Below are 17132 nucleotides of genomic sequence, written 5' to 3'. Positions count from 1 at the left end.
CGGGGGGGGGGGGGGGGGCTGGGCCCCGCCCACCGCAGCGTATAGGGGTGTGGGGGCGCCTGTGCGCGTTCGCTGCACTCTGCCAGATGCGGTAAAGTATTCCCCGGAACGCGGGCGTATAGCTCAGACGGTCAGAGCGCATCCCTGATAAGGATGAGGCCCCTGGTTCAAGTCCAGGTACGCCCACCAGTTGAAGGCCCCTGTCGGATTTCCGGCAGGGGCCTTTGACAGCAGTAGTGACAGCAACGTGGTTGCGAATCGTCGTCTCAGGCGCCGTCGTCTTCGCCGAAGAGTGTCCCACCCAGTCGCCCGAGCCCTTCCCGCTGTGTCGACTCGTCGCTATGTGTATAGATCTCCATGGTGACGGAAATTCGGCTGTGCCCCAGAATCTCCATCGCGTCGCGCGGAGCGACGCCGGAGCGCTTGAGCAACGAGGCCACCGAGTGTCGTAGGTCGTGCAGCCGAATCGGGCGCATGCCCGCCGACTCTGACAGCCGCTCGAAACTGCGGGACAGGCTGCGGGGCTGGATCGCCCGCCCCGTTCTGGTGGTGAAGACGAGGTCCGTTTCCTCCCACGTGCTCGCGGCGCTTCGGCGCTTTTGGGCCTGCCACTCCGCTTGCTGGATCAGGGCATCCCGAGCCCACGACAGCAACGGCAGCGATCGCCGACCGGCGCGCGTCTTCACCTCTACAAGCGCGAGCGAGCCATCAACCCTCTGGATTTGGCGACGTATAGACATGACGTCTTGTTCGAAGTCGACGTCATCCCAGGCGAGCCCCAGCACCTCACCGCGCCGAAGGCCGTAGAGCAGCATGAGAACGAAGGCCGGATACAGGTGGTGGTTCCGCGCGTGGTTGAGGAACCGCTTCGCCTCCTCGGCGTTCCAGGGCTTGAGCCGTTCCGGCGATTCTGCCGGAAGCGTGACGAGCCGAGCGGGATTCACGGTGATCAGCTCTTCCCGCATGGCGCGCGTCAGCGCGGAACTGAGGGTGGTCCGCATGGCGTGAACCTTGGCGACCGAATCGCCCCCCTTCAGTCGCCCGTTGAGGAACGTCTGAATCTTGGCGACGCGAAGCCGGTCGAGTCGCTGACTGCCGAGAGTGGGCTTCAGGTACAGACGGACGGTCTGCTCGTACTTGGCGTAGGTCGTCGCGCGGACTGAGGGCTTGGCGACATGCTCCAACCAGTAGTCGAGGTACTCCCCCAGCTTCCACGGACGGTCCGGAACGGCGACGTTGCGGTTGCTGTTCTCCTGGAGGCTGGTGAGCTTGTTGTACGCCTCTTTGCGGGTACGGGCGTAGCGCTGGACGCGCTTCAGTGAGCCGTCCGAGGCGAGCACGTAGGCTTCCGCGACCCATCGGCCGTCTTTGCGCTGGAAGACCGTGCCCTCTCCGTTGGCACGTCCGCGCTTGCCCTTGCGCCCTTCCGGCTCGTCGGGGGATGCGGAGTTGCGCGCGGCCATTAGGCGGCTTCCTCTCGTAGCTCGGAGATGAAGGAGTCGAGGGCTTCCGTCGGTATGCGGCGGTCGCGCCCGATCTTGACCGACTCCAGACGGCCGGAGCGGATCAGCTCATAGACCTTCCAGCGCCCGAGGCGCAGCACGTCCATGACCTCAGGGACAGTCAGCAGGCGTCGCGTGGTCGGAAGGGGGGTCATGCGGCAGCCTCTCTAGTTGCCGAAAGGTCGTCGGATCGCTGTTGCCGAGAGGCGTCGAGCTGGGCGCGTCGTTTGAGTGCTTCGCCGACGGTGCGGAGTAGGCGGTGTTCGCGGGGTGGGACGTCGGGGTCGGTGGGGTGGGCGAGTTCCCAGGCGTGATCGCCGGAGGAGACCGAAGGGAGCGTGGGAGCGGCGCCGTCGCCGTGCGCCTCGTCGGGGTCGGCGTCGGGATCCACCCCCAAGGTGTTGAGGACCCAGGTCAGCCGGTCGGCTTTGTGGTCGGCGAGGGTTTTGCCGGACCATTTGCGGGAGACGAGGACGCGGCGCCCGGCGTAGCCGAGGTGTTCGGGCCGGTGGGCTTTGTTGCGGCAGAAGCCGGGGGTCATTCCTGCTTTCGCGTCGTGGGGTTGGATGCCGTAGCGCAGCCAGTTCGCGCACTTCGGGGAGCACGGTTCGTACCGCAGGGCTTCCACGAGCCGTTCGACGTGGCGGGCTTGGGCGTCGGTGTCGACGGCGTGGCATTCGGCGATGTCCTTGGTGAGGTATTTGGCGAGGTAGCGCACGCACCGGTCGGCGTCCTCGGTGCCGGCCACCATGCCCTTTGCGTCGACCTGCGGCCCGAACCGGACCACGTGCATGGGTTCTGCCGAAGGTGCGGAGTCGAGGGCATCGAGCGCTTCGTCCCAGGTGGGCAGGACTTCCCCGGTTGCCATGTCGACATAGCTCCCGATCGACTCATCCCAGACCGGCAGGTTCTCGCCCGCATAGACCGCCTCGTCAGCCTGCGGCCACCACACCTGGTGATAGGTAGCGGCCGCGATCTGGCGCAGCTCGGCCCGGGGAAGGGTGCCGCGGGTGGCCATGTGCAGGTGCGGCGCCAGGCGGCGTTGGGGTTCGACGGTGGCGAAGTACTGCACGTCGAACCCGGCGACCCGGCGCAGGTTCTGCACGAAGCGATCAATCAGCTTGGAGAAGTGCAGCGCGTCCCGAGCCGCCCGCCGGTATTCGTACGTGGAGGGATCCACCGGCGTGCCGTCGCTTGTGACCCGACCGTAGGAATCGAGAGTCAGGGTCAGGAACAGTGACGGCCGGAAGGCGCGGCCCGTGGCCGGATCCTCGTAGGAGCGTCCGACCGTGGTCTTGGCCATCTGTCGCTTGGGCAGGTCCGGCGCGTCCTGGCGTCGCTTGGTCGAGCGCACCCGACGCGACGAGCCCGACGAGGAGGAGCTGCGGGTCACGGTGCCGCGCAGGCCGGATGCGGTGATCTCGGCGTCGAGGTCGGCGATGGCCTGATCGAGCGCGGCCACCTCGTCGGGATCGGCCCCGCCGGACTCCGCCAGCGTGTCACGGTGCGCGGTGACCACGGCGCGGCGCTCCATCCACGCCCGCTGAACGTCGGACGGGCGATCCGGCGTGATGGTCGGATCCTCGGCGAGGTGCCAGCCTTCTTCGCACTGGCTCCGGCGGATGGAGCGCTTGCGGGCCGCACACGACGGACAGCGGGCTTCGCGGGTGGCCCCGCAGGGCACGTCCACGATGTCGCTCTGTCCGGTGGTGGTGTTGGTGCGCCGTAGGGCCACCGGCCGAATGCACACGCCTTTGTCGGCCGCGATCTGCTCGGCCACATCCCGGGCGAGGGGTTGGGCGAGGCGCTCGGCCCGGGTGGTTTTTCCGGTGGGGGTGGGCATGGCTAGTCCACCCCCCGTGTGCTGGTGGGGGTCATGGCGGTGATGTCGGTGTCTGCGACGTAGGCGGCCCGGACCCGGGCCGGGATGGGGGAGCCGTCCAGGCGCACGAAGGCCACCCCGGGGTGGGTGGGGTTGATCAGATGGGCAGTGGCGCCCCGGTCCCGTGCCCCGTCGCCGAGGACCATGTCAACCTGGGTGGCCTCGTCCAGGCGCAGGGCGATCTTGTCGGGGAACAGGTTGCGCAGGTTCAACACCTCCTTGCGGGGATCCTGCAACGCGGCCAGCACACAGAACCCCACCGAACGACCCTGACTCGTGAGGGTGGCGATCGCGTTCTCCGCACGCCGACGAATGTCCCGGTCCGGGTGGTAGGCGGTGAGGAACGCGACCTCGTCCAGCACCACCACCACAAACGGATCCGTGGTGGTGGCCACATGACAGCGTTGGGTGCCGGCGTAACGCTCGGCCCGCTCTTGCATGTCGGCCACCGCTGATTCCAGGAGGCTCACGGCATGGTCGCTGGTGTCGGCGTAGCGCGCGAACAGGTCCCGCCCCAAGGCGAGTTCCATGCGTTTGGGATCGATCGCCCATACCTGTGCCGTTCCTGCGTGGAGGGCCGGACTCAGGGCGCGGATGGTGGACCAGAGGACCGAGCCTTTCCCCGAGCCGGTGACCCCGACGGTCAGGACGTGGGTGCCGTGCAGCCGCAGCCGCCACAGCGAGCCATCGTCACGCCGCCCGATGGGCAGCGCGGCCAGATCCACATCCTGGGGATCGTCGGGGACCGGGAGGGCGCCGATCGGTGCGGCCAGCAGGTCGCGGCGGGGGAACTCCAGCACCACATCCCGCGGCCCGCACACCTCCACCCGACAGGACGGGGCGCCGAAGCCGTGGGCAAGTTCGGCCATCCGCTGTTCCACATCACCCGGAGCAGTCCCGGCCACCAGCGTCACCCGCACTCGGTCCGACTGCGGGGTGCAGGCCACCTGGCGGATGCGGGGCAGCCAGCGGCGTTGGTGGTAGGACTCAGCCAGCCCCGCCACCACCAGGACGGGTTGCCAGTTCCGCTGGTACACCCACCACCACCGCCACGCCGCCAGCACCCGCAGCGTCACCACACGCCGGAACGCGGAAGGCCAGCGCCAGGCCCCCACCCCCACCACCACCGCCAGCGCCGTACCGGCCAGAGCGAGGGCGAGCCAGCCGCCCGCGTGGGCTAGAGCCAGTAGTCCGAGTCCGGTCAGGGTGGCCAGAGGGAACCGGACGGGTAGCAGCACCGCCAGGCGCACGAGCTGGCCGGTCCATCGGGCCAGGATCAGGATGGCTGGGGTGGGCATCACCGGAGTGGTGAACCGGATCGTATGCGCGGGCACCGGAGTGGTGGGCTGAACCTCGGTCACCGAAGCGCGATCACGCACCATCACCGACCACCCCCCGATAGGCGCGCACGGGTAGAACCGCTGCTGGAGTAGGCCGCAACCGCGCGGTGTGCCTCGACTGCGGCGTGTTCAGCCGCCAGGGCGGCCGTATCGGCATGGGCGGCCGCGAGCCGAGCACGGCCCACCGCAGCCACCAGCCCCGCCTGGCGCCGCACCTCGGGATCCGTTGCGGTGGCGGCAATGCCATCAGCGATCTGGACACCGAGTTCCACCAACGCCACCGACACCGTAAGGGGGGCCCGCCGGGGGGGGGGTTTGGGGGGGGGGGGGGGGGGGGGGGGGGGGGGGGGGGGGGGGGCGCCCCCGCCCCCCCCCCCCCCCCACCTCCCGAACAGGCCCGCCGCACCGAGTTCGAGGAGGCCAGTCTGCGGGACCGTACGGGCCGCGGGCAGCTGGGCCAGCTCCCCTCGGCCCGTGGCCGAGATACCGCCAAGGCCGCCGCAGATCTGGCCACCGTGCGCACCGTGCTGGCCGACGATCTTCCGGCTGAGGGTCTCTCGGCTGTGGGCCTCAGCCCATGTGTGGATAGCGGTAGTCCGTCGGGGGAACGAAGTTCTCCTTGATCGCTCGGGGACTGACCCAGCGCATCATGTTGAACATCGATCCGGCCTTGTCGTTGGTACCGCTGGCCCGGGCACCGCCGAACGGCTGCTGGCCAACGATCGAACCGGTGGGCTTGTCGTTGATGTAGAAGTTGCCCGCACTGAAGCGGAGTGCCTCCGAGGCCTGCGCGATCGCCGCCCGGTCGTCGGCGATAACGGCCCCGGTCAGCGCGTAGGGAGCCACGTCCGCGGCCTGCGCAAGCATGGTGCGGTAGCTGTCCTCGCCGTCCTCGTAGACGTGGACCGCGAGGATGGGACCGAAGTACTCGGTGGTGAACACCTCGTCCTCCGGGTCACTGCACTCGAGGATGGTGGGTTCCACGAAGTAGCCCGTGGTGTCGTCGACCCCACCTCCCGCATGCACCGTGATGGAGTCTGTGGACGTGGCCCGTTGGAGCGCAGTCGCGTGCTTGGCGAAGGCGCGGGCGTCGATCACCGCCCCCATGAAGTTGCGGAGGTCGCTGACATCGCCCATCGGCAGCGACTTGACCTGGCTGATCAGGTCGTCTCGGACCCGTTCCCACACCGAACGGGGAATGTAGGCACGGGAGGCCGCGGAGCACTTCTGGCCCTGGTATTCGTAGGCGCCACGGATCAGGGCGGTACGCAACACATCCGGATTCGCCGACCGGTGTGCAATCACGAAATCCTTGCCACCCGTCTCCCCGACAATCCGCGGATAGTGCCGGTAGGTCGCGATGTTCTCGCCGATCCGGCTCCACAGGTACTGGAAGGTCGCCGCCGATCCGGTGAAGTGCAGCCCCGCGAGGTCACGGTCGGCCAGTGCGACCTCGGAAACCGCGCTGCCGTCCCCGGTGACCAGGTTGATCACCCCGGGGGGCAGGCCGGCCTCCTCCAGCAGCCGCATGAACAGGTGGGCCGCCAGGGCCTGGGTGGGGGCGGGTTTCCACACGACGACATTGCCCATCAGGGCTGGGGCGGTCGGTAGGTTTCCGGCGATCGCGGTGAAGTTGAACGGAGTCACCGCCACCACGAAGCCCTCCAGCGGACGGAACTCCTGCCGGTTCCACACGCCCCGGGGGCTGTAGGGCTGCTCCGCGTGGATCTGGCGGGCGTAGGCCACGTTGTACCGCAGAAAGTCGATGAGTTCACAGACCGCGTCGATCTCCGCCTGCCAGATCGTCTTGGACTGCCCCAGCATCGTGGCGGCGTTAATGGTCTGCCGCCACGGCCCGGCCAGCAGATCCGCCGCACGCAGGAAAACGGCGGCACGATCGTCGAAGGACATCGCCCGCCACGCGGGGGCCGCTTCCTTCGCCGCAGCCACGGCCTGCTGTACGTCCGAGCGTTGGGCGTTCGCCATGTGGCCGAGGACATGCCGATGATTGTGCGGCTGAACCGCCGGGATCGTCTGGGCGGCAGCGCCGGCGGAGCGCTGCTCGCCGCCGATCGTCTGGGTGAGGTCGTGCTCGTGACTCGCGAGCCGTTTCAGCTCCCGTTCCAGCAGTGCCCGTTCCGGGGAGTCCGGTGCGTAGTGCAGGTTGGGCTCGTTCACTGCGGAGGGGACAGTGGTCACAGCGTCCATGATGTGGGCCTCCTGAGCTGGATCGCAGTGATGCGCGGTGCCCGGGCTCGTGGCTGCGGCACCGCGACTACCCCGTTGGCATACCCGTCACGTCCGACCTGTACCGCATTGATTGACGGCCACCGCAGAAACCCGCCGGATCCCCACCGGCCGCGCCGGACCCACAGACAACGGGGCACCCCGGCCCACCCTGCCGCCACCCCCGATGTTCGGGGCACAGCCGCATCCACACCCGACGGCGCCGTGTCCTGGTGCCACGCTCGGACTCGACACGACCGATCCGCGCTGCCACGGTCGATGGCACCACCGATGGCCGCACCAGCGCTGTGCAGCGCCCGAACCTCCCCCGCAGTCCCGGACATCGTCCCGGTGCCGGTGTTCGGGGGCGGTGCGGAACCGAGGGTGACCGTTGGGGCCGGCTGGCTGGGATCCGCGGATGCTCGCGGATACGCAGGTCCCGCCTGGTTCGGGGCTTTCAGGAGAGCTCGGCGAGTTCCTGGGTGGCGTACCACAGCAACTCGTAGTCCTGCACCACCTCCAGCTCCCCAGTGGTGGTCGCATGCTCGACCGCGGCGATCACGTCCGCATCGGGGGCGTCCACGTGTCCGGAGACGATCCGCTTCAGGGGAATCGCCTGGTGGACCGTCACCGCGGCCGGGTCCCCGGTGGCGTCGGATGGGGACTCCGGATCCTGCGCACCGGGTCGAACGGCGTCGTCATGCACATCCGCCGCAAGCACGAGCCGCCTGCGTGGCGCCTGGGGATCCGCGGCCACCAGGTCTACCGACGCGTCGGCCGCCGCACACAGTGCGGCGTAGGCCAACTCCTCGGCGTCATCCCCCACCTCGTGCCGCAGCGCGGGGGTGACCGCGTAGGCCGATGTTCCGACGTGGTTCAGGCCGCCCTCGGCGAGGATCTCACCGAGGGCGGGCAGGGTACTGGGAAGGTATACGCGCATCGCCCCGAGTCTGCCAAAGCTCACGGCTCCGTGCAGCGCAGGGCGTTCTCATGCGGTGGGAGCCAGAGCGAGGCGGTGTGTCTCGTGCAGCTCCCGGCGCGTCGTGTCCGGGTCCCGGTGCAGGATCGCCGGCATACCCAGGCTCTGTGCCGCCTCGGTGTTGGGGCGCATGTCGTCGATGAACACACACTCCTGCGGGGCAAGCCCGATCTCGGCAAGGGCGTGCTCGAAGATCCCGACCTCGGGCTTGCGCATACCGACCTCTCCGGAGATCACCAGGGCGTCGAAGACGGAGGCGAGCTCGGCGCGTGGGTAGCTGTTGCCCCACGAGTTCGACAGCAGGCAGGTGCGCAGCCCCTGGGCGCGCACCTCGCGCAGCAACGCGTACATCTGCGGCGCCGGTTGGAAGCCGGCGAACATGCGGTGCAGCAGGCCGTCAGCGTTCACCGCCGATCCGTCTGTGCGGCGTAGCGCCCCGGCGAGTTCGCGCTCGAAACGCTCCGGAGCGAGCTCCCCGCGTTCGAGGGCACGGATCGGATTCTCATCCGGGGTGTGTCCGCGGTAGGCATCGCCCGCCCAGGCGCGCATCACCGAGTAGTAGTGCTCGGCGTCGATCCCTTCGGCGCGGATCCACGCCTCGATCGTGCTCGCGAGGGGACTGGTGAGGACGCCGGCCCAGTCGACGATGACGCCGCGGCGGGGGTTGTCCATGGTTTCGGCTCCTGCCTGTCGCTCCGACGGGGACACCAGTCGTTCCCTTGGTACCGGTACCCGAACCCCACGAACAACCGGCGGGGGGACATGTACCGCCAAGATATGATAGAACAATGAAAATGGTTTTCATTAAGGACATCGGTGTGCTGCGCGCGGCGGCGGCCGCGTCCCCGGTCGTTCTCCTGCTCAGCGCCTGTGCCGGCTCCGACGCCGACGGGGGCGACGGAGGCGACAACGACGCGACCCAATCGCCGCCCACGATCGAGTCGGACTGGGAGCCGCGGGAGGCGGAGTCCCACGCCTCACCGCGCCCACGACTCGTTATCGCCGACGCAGAGTCGGCAGAGATCACCGTGGTGGACGTCCTCAGCGGGGATGACATCGACACCCTCACGGTCGACTCCGGGGAGCCAATCGACCTCACCGCCACCGACGACGTCGGGTCAACCGTGCTGCTGGCCGGAGACGAGGTCGGGATGCTGGACACCGGGATCCGCTGGGTCGCACACGGTGAGCACTTCGATCCCGAGAACGAGGCCCCGGAGCTGGTGTCCGGAACGCTCGACATCGCGGCCGACACGGCGGCGGTGACCGGTGCCGGGTACGCCACCGCATTCGGAGCGGACCCGGACGGTGACCCCGTCGCTGCCCACCTCACCATGGACGGCGAGGTTCCAGACGAGTTCCCCGACCACACTCTCGTCGATCCCCCAGGCACCCCCGAGACCGCCGCCCCCCTGGAGGAGCACCTGGTGCTCGGCTATGACGACGAGGTCAGCGTCGTGGACACCGACGGCGAGGAGCTGACGGATGCCATCCCCTGCCCCGCACCCCAGAACGCCACCACCCTGGCAACCGAGGACGGGCCGGGCGTCATGGTCGGCTGCACGGACGGCGCACTGCTCGTCCACGGACACGACGACGACCAACTCGACCATCGCCCCGCCCCCGATGCGGAGTCGACAATCACGGAGCTGGTCGGTCCCACACACACTGCCGGTCCCGCGCTCGGACAGTACGGGGACTCCGCCATCGCTGTGGTCGATCCGCAGGAACAGGACATCGCCACGATCGACCTTCCGGACGAGGCGGCCGCCCTGGCCTGGGACCCCTACTGGGAACAGGGACTGGTGCTGACACGGGACGGAACGCTGCACGGCGTCGACCCGGACCAGGCCGAGCTCACCGGCTCCACCGAGGTTACCGACGAGATCCCCGCAGACCTGGATGCCGGCAGCGCCGCGATCGCGCCCGGGGAGAGCCACGTCTACGTCACCAATCCCTTCACCGGTGAACTCGTGGAAGCCGAGGCGGGGCGAGACGGCTTCGACCGCACCCGCAATCTCGCCCTGGACCTCACCCCAGGAGATCTCGCGGTCGTGGGGCTGGAGCCCCTCGGGGGACACTCCGGCGCGGGGCACGACGACCACGACGATGACCATGATCATGAGCACGATCACGATCACGATCACGATCACGATCACGATCACGATCACGATCACGACGATGATCATGACCACGACCACTGATCCACGGTGCGAGCCGCCGCACCACGGGCCGCGGCGCTGACCCCTGCGACGGGGTCGATGGGACGGCCAGCACCGGCCCCATCGACCCCGCGCGCCTTACCCGCGTGGTGCCGGGAACCGGGGAAACACAGGCGGCCAGGACCTCCCCCTCACGCCCGCAGAACCGGCATTCTGCGCCGTGGCGACCCCAGGCGGTGGATCGGTGTCAGTTGTGGAAGTAGCTGCGTGCCGCCCCGGTCAGCAACAGACCGAAGGTTGTCCAGTGCACGACCGCGAAAAGTGCGGCCCACGCCCCCCAGGTATCGCCGAGCATGAACTGGAGACCCAGGGCGACCGTCACCGTGACTCCCCCCAGTAGGGCCTGCACGGCCAGAACCCAGACGCGTAGCGAACTCCGCCGTTGGGAGAACCGCGCCGCGTGGATGAAGGTGAGGATCGCAACACAGACGTTGTAGGCCACCAACACGACGAGCAGTGTCCCCAAGCCCACACCGAGGTAGAGCACCAGCTGTGACAGGAGTTCCGGAACACCGTCGGGAAGCTCCTGGCCCGGATCCGAACTTGCCCGGAACACGGTGCCGAGCACGGCTCCCGCAACGAAGGTGACGAACAGGACGACCGCGGCCATGAACAGAAGCGCGGCCACACAGGCCAGTGCGAGGCCACCCTGCACCCACAGCAGTATCCGCGCCGCCTGGACCGGACCCGGCGGGCCGGCTGAAGCGGCCGCTCCGTACCACGCAGCGCCCGGTGGGGTCGCTGCACCTCCCGTGCCCCAGCCCGGCTGGCCCCCCGAGGGCGGGCCACCGTAGCCCGGACGACTGCCGTGGTAACTCATTGGCCGCGCCTCCCGGGGATCGACTCGCCTGGAGGCTAGCAGGAGCCCGACACTCACCCCAGGGGTTGGTCGCCCAGGATCCACGGCCCTGGGACACGTCCCTCCCGCGGCATCCTCGCCAGCGGCGCCGCTCAGCCATCCTCCTGGACAGCGGCAGCCAGCCGGTCCAACAGCGGCGCACCGTCCGTGGAACCAACCTCGAGCAGGATCTCCTCGCCACAGTGCACGTCCAGCGTCAGCACACTGAGCATACTGCGGGCGGACACCGATCGGCCGGTACTCACCTTGGTCACCGTGACGTCCTCGGCAGCCTGGGTCGCCACCTCCACGAGGCGGGCGGCGGTGCGTGCGTGCAGACCGGCACCGGATGTGACGGTGACCCGGCGGTGCATCTCATCCCCCTCCATGACCGGGTGGGGGCCAGTCAATCTCGTCCAGCGCAGCGACCACGCGGTCCGCGGCGCCCAGCTCCTCCCGCGCGTGTGTCGTTGTGACCGCGACGCAGGTCATGCCGGCTGCCCGGGCTGCGGCCACTCCGGCGGGACTGTCCTCAACGGCCAGGGTCCGCCGCGGTGACACTCCCAGTGTCCGTGCCCCGTACAGGTATCCCTGGGGATCCGGCTTACCCACAGTGACGTCTCCCCCGGTCACGAGCCCGGACAGCAGGTCCCGTACCCCCAGCCAGTCCAGCATGGCATCCGCACCCTGCCGGGTGGCCGAGGTCACCACCCCGACCGGGACACCCGAGGCGTGTACGGTGCGCAGGAAGTCTATGGAGGTGGGCAGCAGGGTGACGGGTGGGAGGTCGGGCTGGGCGTGCAGGTCGGCCAACCGGGCCCGTACCTCGTCCAGGGTTCGCCCCCTGCTGAGTTCCGGTCGCTCAGCGAACACGTCGGCGCCACGTCGCCCCATCAGCTCGTCGAGGATCCCGTCCGGGGGGATTCCCAGTTCGGCGAGGTAGCGCGTCCAGACCGCCCGGTTGCGGGGCTCCGTGTTCACCAGGGTGCCGTCCAGGTCGAACAGCACAGCGTCGGCAGCGTCCATGGCTCCATCCTCGCCGATGTGGCCGCACCTGCCCCGACCGGGATGGGGACCGGCGAACCGAGACCCCCACCCGAGACGTCGGGCGCGCTATCCGGTCTGGGTGACCTTACCGAGTCCGCGTGGGGCGTCCGGGTCATAGCCGAGGCGGCGTGCGAGCCGCTCGGTGAGGATCTGCGCCGGAACGATCAGGCCGAGCGGAGCGAGCCACTCCGGAAGCTCGGGCCCGGAAACCGCCGCATTGCACTCCGCAGCCAGGGAGGATCCCCCACCAATGCCGTAGGCGGCCGCTCCCGCATCCGTGACCCGCCGCGCCAGTGCGGCCGTTCCGGAGAGGGTCGGACCGTCATTGGCGGCGACCAGGATCGCGGGCGTCTGCTCGTCCACCACAGCGATCGGGCCGTGCAGGAGGTCGGCGTAGGAGAGTCCCATCGCGTGCAGGTAGCAGGCTTCCTTGAGCTTGAGTGCCGCCTCCAGGGCCGTGGAGAAGGCCATGCCCCGACCGGAGACCACGACGCCCGGCTTACCGACGAGGGACTCGGTGATCTCGTCCAGTCGCGGGTCGGGGTTCTCCACCTGGGCCGAGACCGCCTCGGGCACCGCCCGCAACTCCTCCGAGCGCAGATCGGCCCCCAGCCCCAAGGCGAGCACGGCCAAGGCGGCGAGCTGCGTGGTGTAGGTCTTCGTCGCCGGAACGGCCTTCTCGGTTCCGGCCTGTGTCACCAGGGACACGTCAGCCACCTGGGTCAGCGCCGAACCGGGCCCGTTCGTCACGGCCAGAGTGCGTGCGCCACAGGATGTGGCCCACCGCATGGTGTCCACGATCTCCTCGGTTTGGCCGGACTGGGACAGGCCCACAGCGAGTACCCCAGAGAGGTCCACCTTGGCGCCGTAGGCCGTGGCGATGGACGGTGAGGCCAGGGTTGCCAGCCGGCCGGCATGCGCCTGGATGAGGTAACTGCCGTAGACAGCGGCGTTGTCCGAGGACCCACGGGCCACGAACAGGACCTGGCGCGTCTCACCTGCCAGGGCCGCGATCTCGGGAATCTGCGGCAGCAGACTCGTCAGCGTACGGTCCAGCGCCGTGGGCTGTTCGGCGATCTCGGCGTCCATGGTGCTGGAGCCGTGACTGTTCGGTGCCATCCTGGAGGTCACTCCTTCGGCCGTCACAACGGCACGTCCCGGATATCACGTGCCCTGAGGTGGTCTAGTCCGGACTATACCAATATGTCGAACACTGATTCGCACCCCGGAGTGCACCGTGCTGGAAATCGACCCGAACACCCCCGTGCCCAAGTACCTACAGCTCCGCGACATCCTCATGGAATGGATGGACGGCGGAGCAGAACGTGACCCCACGAACACCGACACGACCGGGGCACCACCCCCGGACACCGCCCTGCCCTCCGAACGGGAACTGGGGATCCGCTACGGGCTGTCGCGGATGACCGTCCGCCAGACCATCGATTCCCTGGTCAGCGAAGGGCGGGTCTACCGGGTTCCCGGAAAGGGAACCTTCGTCGCGCGCCCCAAGATCGAGATGCCGCTGCGACTCACCTCGTTCACCGAGGACATGCGCAACCGGGGATTCGTGCCCGGCGCCGAGGACCTGGTGCGCGGGGTGACACCGGCCAGGGCCAGCCTGGCACGCATGCTCGGAATCGACACCGGAAGTCCGGTGCACTCCATCGAACGGCTCCGCACCGCGGACGGCGAGCCGATGGCGATCGAACGCAGCCATGTACCCGTGGACCTCGCTCCGGGCTTGGAACACCGCAGTCTGGCGGGACGCTCCCTCTACCAACTGTTGGAGGAGGAGTACGGGCTCATTCTGGACTCCGGAGAGCAGGTGATCGAAGCCGGGGTGTGTGACGCCAACGACACCCGGCTGCTGGGGCTCGCCCCGAACAGTCCGGTCCTGCTGTTGCGGCGCCGTTCGTTCGCCAACGGCACCTGCGTCGAGCTGGCCGCCTCCACCTATCGGGCCGACCGCTACCAGCTCCGATCCCGCCTGGACCCACGTGTTGCTCCGCACCCAGACTGAGGGGGCGTGGCCTGAGCCACGCCCCCGCCAGTAGCCGTACGCACGGGGCTCAGCTCGACGTCGGGGCCCCGTGGCAGCGCTTGTACTTCTTCCCCGAGCCGCACGGGCACGGCGCATTACGCGAGACCTTCTCCACCCCGGAGTCCTCGCTGGAACTGTGCCGTTCCACGCCACCCTGCTCGTCCGGCGCGCTGTACTGGAGCTCGGTGGCACGGCCCCGGTCCAGCCCCGGGATCACCAGGCCGCTGGCGTCGGTGGGCTGGGCTGCGGAGTCTGTGCTGTCCGGTTCTGCGGAGTCCCGGCCCGTGTCCGTGGCGCCGTCGTCGTCCGAGTCCACAACGACGGCGGGGGCAGCGGCCGACCCGTCCTCCTGGCCCGACGCCGCGGCCCCGGATCCGGCTTCCGCATCAGTCGAGGCCGGCTGCTGCCTGCGGACCTGGATCTCCAGGTTGAACAAGTAGCCGATCGCCTCTTCCTTGATGCCCTCCAGCATCCGCATGAACATGTCGTAGCCCTCCCGCTGGTACTCGATCAGCGGGTTGCGCTGGGCCACGGCCCGCAGGCCAATCCCCTCTTGCAGGTAGTCCATCTCGTAGAGGTGCTCTCGCCACTTGCGGTCCATCACCTGGAGGATGATGCGCCGCTCCGCCTCCCGCATCACCTCGGAGCCGACCGCTTCCTCCCGTGCCCGGTAGGCCGCGTGGGCGTCTTCGCGCAGGCGGTGGTTGAGCAGCTCGGGAGTGATGGCGCCGAGCTCGCCCCCGTTCTCCTCGATCAGCTCCTCAACCGTGAAGCTGACCGGGTAGATCTCCTTGCAGGAGGTCCACAGCCGGTCCAGGTCCCAGTCCTCGGCGTCGCCCTCGGCGGTCGCCTCGGCGACGTACCCACCGAGAACCTCGTCAATCATCTCCTGGACCTGGTCCGCGAGGTCGGTGCCCTCCAGCACCTTACGACGCTCGGCGTAGATCACCTTGCGCTGCTGGTTCAGCACCTCGTCGTACTTCAGGATGTTCTTGCGCGCTTCGAAGTTCTGCTGCTCCACCTGGCTCTGCGCGCTCATGATGGCCTTGCTGACCGTCTTGGACTCGATCGGCTGATCATCGGGCATGTTCAGCCCGTTCATGATCATCTCGATGCGTCCGCTGTGGAAGAGCCGCATCAGGTCATCCCGCAGCGAGAGGTAGAACCGGGACTCACCCGGGTCTCCCTGTCGGCCCGACCGGCCGCGCAGCTGGTTGTCGATCCGGCGGGAGTCGTGCCGCTCCGTACCCAGAACGTACAGCCCACCGGTCTCGACGACCTGCTCATGCTCGCTCTCGACCTCGGCCTGGGCCTTGGCGAGCGCCTCCGGCCAGGCCTCCTCGTACTCCTCCGGAGTCTCCAACGGGGAGAGCCCCCGCTCGTGCAGCTCCTCATCGGCCATAAACTCGGGGTTGCCTCCGAGCATGATGTCGGTACCACGACCGGCCATATTGGTGGCGACCGTCACCGCGGACCTCTTGCCCGCCCGCGCGATGATGGAGGCCTCCCGGGCGTGGTTCTTCGCGTTCAGGACCTCGTGCTCGATCGCACGCTGCTTGAGCTGCTTGGACAGCGCCTCCGACTTCGCGACACTCGTTGTCCCCACCAGCACGGGCTGGCCGGCCTCGTAACGCTCCGCGATGTCATCCACAATCGCGTCGAACTTCGCCTCTTCGGTCTTGTAGATCATGTCCGACTGGTCGATGCGGATCATCGGCTTGTTGGTCGGAATCGGCACAACCCCGATGCCGTAGGTCTTGTTGAACTCGGCGGCCTCGGTGGTGGCGGTACCCGTCATTCCGGAGAGGCGCTCGTACAGCCGGAAGTAGTTCTGGAGGGTGACCTTGGCCAGTGTCTGGTTCTCGGCCTTGATCGTGACCTTCTCCTTGGCCTCGATCGCCTGGTGCATCCCCTCTCCGTAGCGGCGCCCGCGCAGGATACGCCCAGTGAACTCGTCAACGACGAGGATCTCCCCGTCCTTGACGATGTACTCCTTGTCCCGGCGGTACAGTTCCTTGGCCTTGATCGCGTTGTTCAGGAAATTGATCAGCGGTGTGTTGACCGACTCGTACAGGTTGTCAATACCGAGCCAGTCCTCCACCTTCTCCACACCGGCCTCGGTGATCCCGATGGTGCGCTTCTTCTCGTCGACCTCGTAGTCCTCGTCTCGGACCAGCCGCGGCGCGATCTTGGCGAACTCCACATACCACTTGGTGTTGTGCTCGGCCGGACCACTGATGATCAGCGGGGTGCGCGCTTCGTCGATGAGGATCGAGTCCACCTCATCGACGATCACGAAGTTATGGCCCCGCTGGACACAACTCTCCAACGACAGGGCCATGTTGTCGCGCAGGTAGTCGAAACCGAACTCGTTGTTCGTGCCATAGGTGATGTCGGCCTCGTAGGCAGCCCGCCGCTCCGCACGTTCGATCCCCGGGGAAATCACCCCAACGTCGAGACCGAGGAAGCGGTGGATCCGCCCCATGTTCTCCGCGTCCCGGCGCGCGAGATAGTCGTTGGGGGTGACGATGTGGACACCCTTACCGGTCAACCCGTTGAGATACGCCGGCAGCACCGATGTGAGGGTCTTGCCCTCACCGGTCTTCATCTCGGCGATGTTTCCCTGGTGCAGCGCGGCACCGCCCATGATCTGCACATCGAACGGGCGGTGGCCCAGGGTGCGCTGCGCGGCCTCGCGAACGGTCGCGAACGCCTCCGGCAGCAGGTCGTCCAGGGTGTCGTCCCCGTTCTCCCACCGTTTGCGGTACTCGTCGGTGAGTTCGCGCAACTCGGCGTCAGTAAGCTCGGAGAAGTCGTTCTCGATCGCGTTGACCTGCTGTGTGATCCGCTTCAGCTTGCGCAGAACCTTGCCTTCGCCCGCACGCAGGACCTTGTCGAGTATGCCTGGCACTTCTTATGCGCTCCTCGCCGATCGGGGCCCACCGGCAGAGCCGGGACACTGTCCGTCCGGCCACGGCAATGTTCGGCTCCCGTTCTACCTATCGTAGGCGAGGACACCAGTCGCACAGACCAGCGTGGGCACAGCCCACCATCC

The 17132-nt window shown here is 68.3% G+C and carries 15 protein-coding genes and 1 tRNA gene; 3 read left to right on the top strand and 13 right to left on the bottom strand.

The window, feature by feature from the left end:
- The first annotated feature begins 112 nt into the window (after nucleotides 1-112).
- Nucleotides 113-189, top strand: a tRNA-Ile gene (locus tag RIF23_RS09015).
- A gap of 77 nt (nucleotides 190-266) precedes the next feature.
- On the opposite strand, the gene RIF23_RS09010 is transcribed toward RIF23_RS09015, so the two are convergent.
- The 8 genes from RIF23_RS09010 to RIF23_RS08975 form a co-directional block, all read right to left on the bottom strand.
- Entirely contained in the window at nucleotides 267-1463 is a 1197-nt protein-coding gene (locus RIF23_RS09010; RefSeq protein ID WP_310911946.1) for a tyrosine-type recombinase/integrase, read from the bottom strand.
- Nucleotides 1463-1657, bottom strand: coding sequence for a helix-turn-helix domain-containing protein (locus RIF23_RS09005; protein WP_310911945.1), 195 nt, complete (start codon nucleotides 1655-1657; stop codon nucleotides 1463-1465). The genes RIF23_RS09010 and RIF23_RS09005 overlap by 1 nt, the downstream gene beginning before the upstream one ends.
- Entirely contained in the window at nucleotides 1654-3345 is a 1692-nt protein-coding gene (locus RIF23_RS09000; RefSeq protein ID WP_310911944.1) for a replication initiator, read from the bottom strand. Before RIF23_RS09000 ends, RIF23_RS09005 begins: the two co-directional genes overlap by 4 nt.
- Before the next feature lie 2 nt (nucleotides 3346-3347).
- Nucleotides 3348-4766, bottom strand: a complete 1419-nt coding sequence (locus RIF23_RS08995) for an FtsK/SpoIIIE domain-containing protein (protein ID WP_310911943.1) — start codon at nucleotides 4764-4766, stop codon at nucleotides 3348-3350.
- Nucleotides 4766-5005 carry a hypothetical protein gene (locus RIF23_RS08990; RefSeq protein WP_310911942.1) on the bottom strand — a complete coding sequence of 80 codons (240 nt, stop codon included), beginning with the start codon at nucleotides 5003-5005 and terminating at the stop codon, nucleotides 4766-4768. The genes RIF23_RS08995 and RIF23_RS08990 overlap by 1 nt, the downstream gene beginning before the upstream one ends.
- Nucleotides 5006-5294: 289 nt before the next feature.
- The gene (gene pruA / locus RIF23_RS08985) at nucleotides 5295-6932 is read right to left on the bottom strand and encodes an L-glutamate gamma-semialdehyde dehydrogenase (protein ID WP_310911941.1); all 1638 of its coding nucleotides are present in this window, start codon (nucleotides 6930-6932) and stop codon (nucleotides 5295-5297) included.
- Between the two features lie 475 nt (nucleotides 6933-7407).
- Nucleotides 7408-7914, bottom strand: coding sequence for a DUF6912 family protein (locus RIF23_RS08980; RefSeq protein ID WP_310911940.1), 507 nt, complete (start codon nucleotides 7912-7914; stop codon nucleotides 7408-7410).
- A gap of 24 nt (nucleotides 7915-7938) precedes the next feature.
- Nucleotides 7939-8601 carry an HAD family hydrolase gene (locus tag RIF23_RS08975; RefSeq protein ID WP_310911939.1) on the bottom strand — a complete coding sequence of 221 codons (663 nt, stop codon included), beginning with the start codon at nucleotides 8599-8601 and terminating at the stop codon, nucleotides 7939-7941.
- Nucleotides 8602-8723: 122 nt separating this feature from the next.
- Here RIF23_RS08975 and RIF23_RS08970 point away from each other — a divergent pair, with 122 nt between their 5' ends.
- Nucleotides 8724-10133, top strand: a complete 1410-nt coding sequence (locus tag RIF23_RS08970; protein WP_310911938.1) for a hypothetical protein — start codon at nucleotides 8724-8726, stop codon at nucleotides 10131-10133.
- Between the two features lie 205 nt (nucleotides 10134-10338).
- Here RIF23_RS08970 and RIF23_RS08965 read toward each other — a convergent pair whose 3' ends face one another.
- The 4 genes from RIF23_RS08965 to RIF23_RS08950 form a co-directional block, all read right to left on the bottom strand.
- Complete coding sequence (locus RIF23_RS08965; protein WP_310911937.1) at nucleotides 10339-10971, bottom strand: hypothetical protein; 633 nt, start codon at nucleotides 10969-10971, stop codon at nucleotides 10339-10341.
- A gap of 131 nt (nucleotides 10972-11102) precedes the next feature.
- Nucleotides 11103-11363, bottom strand: coding sequence for an HPr family phosphocarrier protein (locus RIF23_RS08960; RefSeq protein ID WP_310911936.1), 261 nt, complete (start codon nucleotides 11361-11363; stop codon nucleotides 11103-11105).
- A gap of 1 nt (nucleotide 11364) precedes the next feature.
- Complete coding sequence (locus RIF23_RS08955) at nucleotides 11365-12015, bottom strand: HAD family hydrolase (RefSeq protein WP_310911935.1); 651 nt, start codon at nucleotides 12013-12015, stop codon at nucleotides 11365-11367.
- A gap of 87 nt (nucleotides 12016-12102) precedes the next feature.
- Nucleotides 12103-13125 (bottom strand): SIS domain-containing protein, encoded by a 1023-nt coding sequence (locus RIF23_RS08950; protein WP_310912118.1) that lies wholly within the window; start codon nucleotides 13123-13125, stop codon nucleotides 12103-12105.
- 151 nt (nucleotides 13126-13276) lie between these two features.
- Here RIF23_RS08950 and RIF23_RS08945 point away from each other — a divergent pair, with 151 nt between their 5' ends.
- Nucleotides 13277-14056 carry a GntR family transcriptional regulator gene (locus RIF23_RS08945; RefSeq protein ID WP_310912117.1) on the top strand — a complete coding sequence of 260 codons (780 nt, stop codon included), beginning with the start codon at nucleotides 13277-13279 and terminating at the stop codon, nucleotides 14054-14056.
- Nucleotides 14057-14105: 49 nt separating this feature from the next.
- Here RIF23_RS08945 and secA read toward each other — a convergent pair whose 3' ends face one another.
- A complete protein-coding gene (gene secA, locus RIF23_RS08940) occupies nucleotides 14106-16988 on the bottom strand; it encodes a preprotein translocase subunit SecA (protein WP_310911934.1) in 2883 nt (960 codons plus the stop codon).
- Between the last annotated feature and the right edge of the window lie 144 nt (nucleotides 16989-17132).

It is taken from the genome of Lipingzhangella rawalii (assembly GCF_031628175.1).
Classification (GTDB): domain Bacteria; phylum Actinomycetota; class Actinomycetes; order Streptosporangiales; family Streptosporangiaceae; genus Lipingzhangella_A; species Lipingzhangella_A rawalii.
This window is presented reverse-complemented; position numbering and strand designations above follow the sequence as displayed.

Bases quoted from the DNA above. Each gene is read 5' to 3' on its own strand.
- RIF23_RS08965 (WP_310911937.1), bottom strand. From the start codon at position 10,971: ATGAGTTACCACGGCAGTCGTCCGGGCTACGGTGGCCCGCCCTCGGGG.
- RIF23_RS08975 (WP_310911939.1), bottom strand. From the start codon at position 8,601: ATGGACAACCCCCGCCGCGGCGTCATCGTCGACTGGGCCGGCGTCCTC.
- pruA (WP_310911941.1), bottom strand. From the start codon at position 6,932: ATGGACGCTGTGACCACTGTCCCCTCCGCAGTGAACGAGCCCAACCTG.
- RIF23_RS09010 (WP_310911946.1), bottom strand. From the start codon at position 1,463: ATGGCCGCGCGCAACTCCGCATCCCCCGACGAGCCGGAAGGGCGCAAG.
- RIF23_RS08950 (WP_310912118.1), bottom strand. From the start codon at position 13,125: ATGGACGCCGAGATCGCCGAACAGCCCACGGCGCTGGACCGTACGCTG.
- RIF23_RS08970 (WP_310911938.1), top strand. From the start codon at position 8,724: ATGGTTTTCATTAAGGACATCGGTGTGCTGCGCGCGGCGGCGGCCGCG.
- RIF23_RS08955 (WP_310911935.1), bottom strand. From the start codon at position 12,015: ATGGACGCTGCCGACGCTGTGCTGTTCGACCTGGACGGCACCCTGGTG.
- RIF23_RS09005 (WP_310911945.1), bottom strand. From the start codon at position 1,657: ATGACCCCCCTTCCGACCACGCGACGCCTGCTGACTGTCCCTGAGGTC.
- RIF23_RS08960 (WP_310911936.1), bottom strand. From the start codon at position 11,363: ATGCACCGCCGGGTCACCGTCACATCCGGTGCCGGTCTGCACGCACGC.
- RIF23_RS08995 (WP_310911943.1), bottom strand. From the start codon at position 4,766: ATGGTGCGTGATCGCGCTTCGGTGACCGAGGTTCAGCCCACCACTCCG.
- RIF23_RS09000 (WP_310911944.1), bottom strand. From the start codon at position 3,345: ATGCCCACCCCCACCGGAAAAACCACCCGGGCCGAGCGCCTCGCCCAA.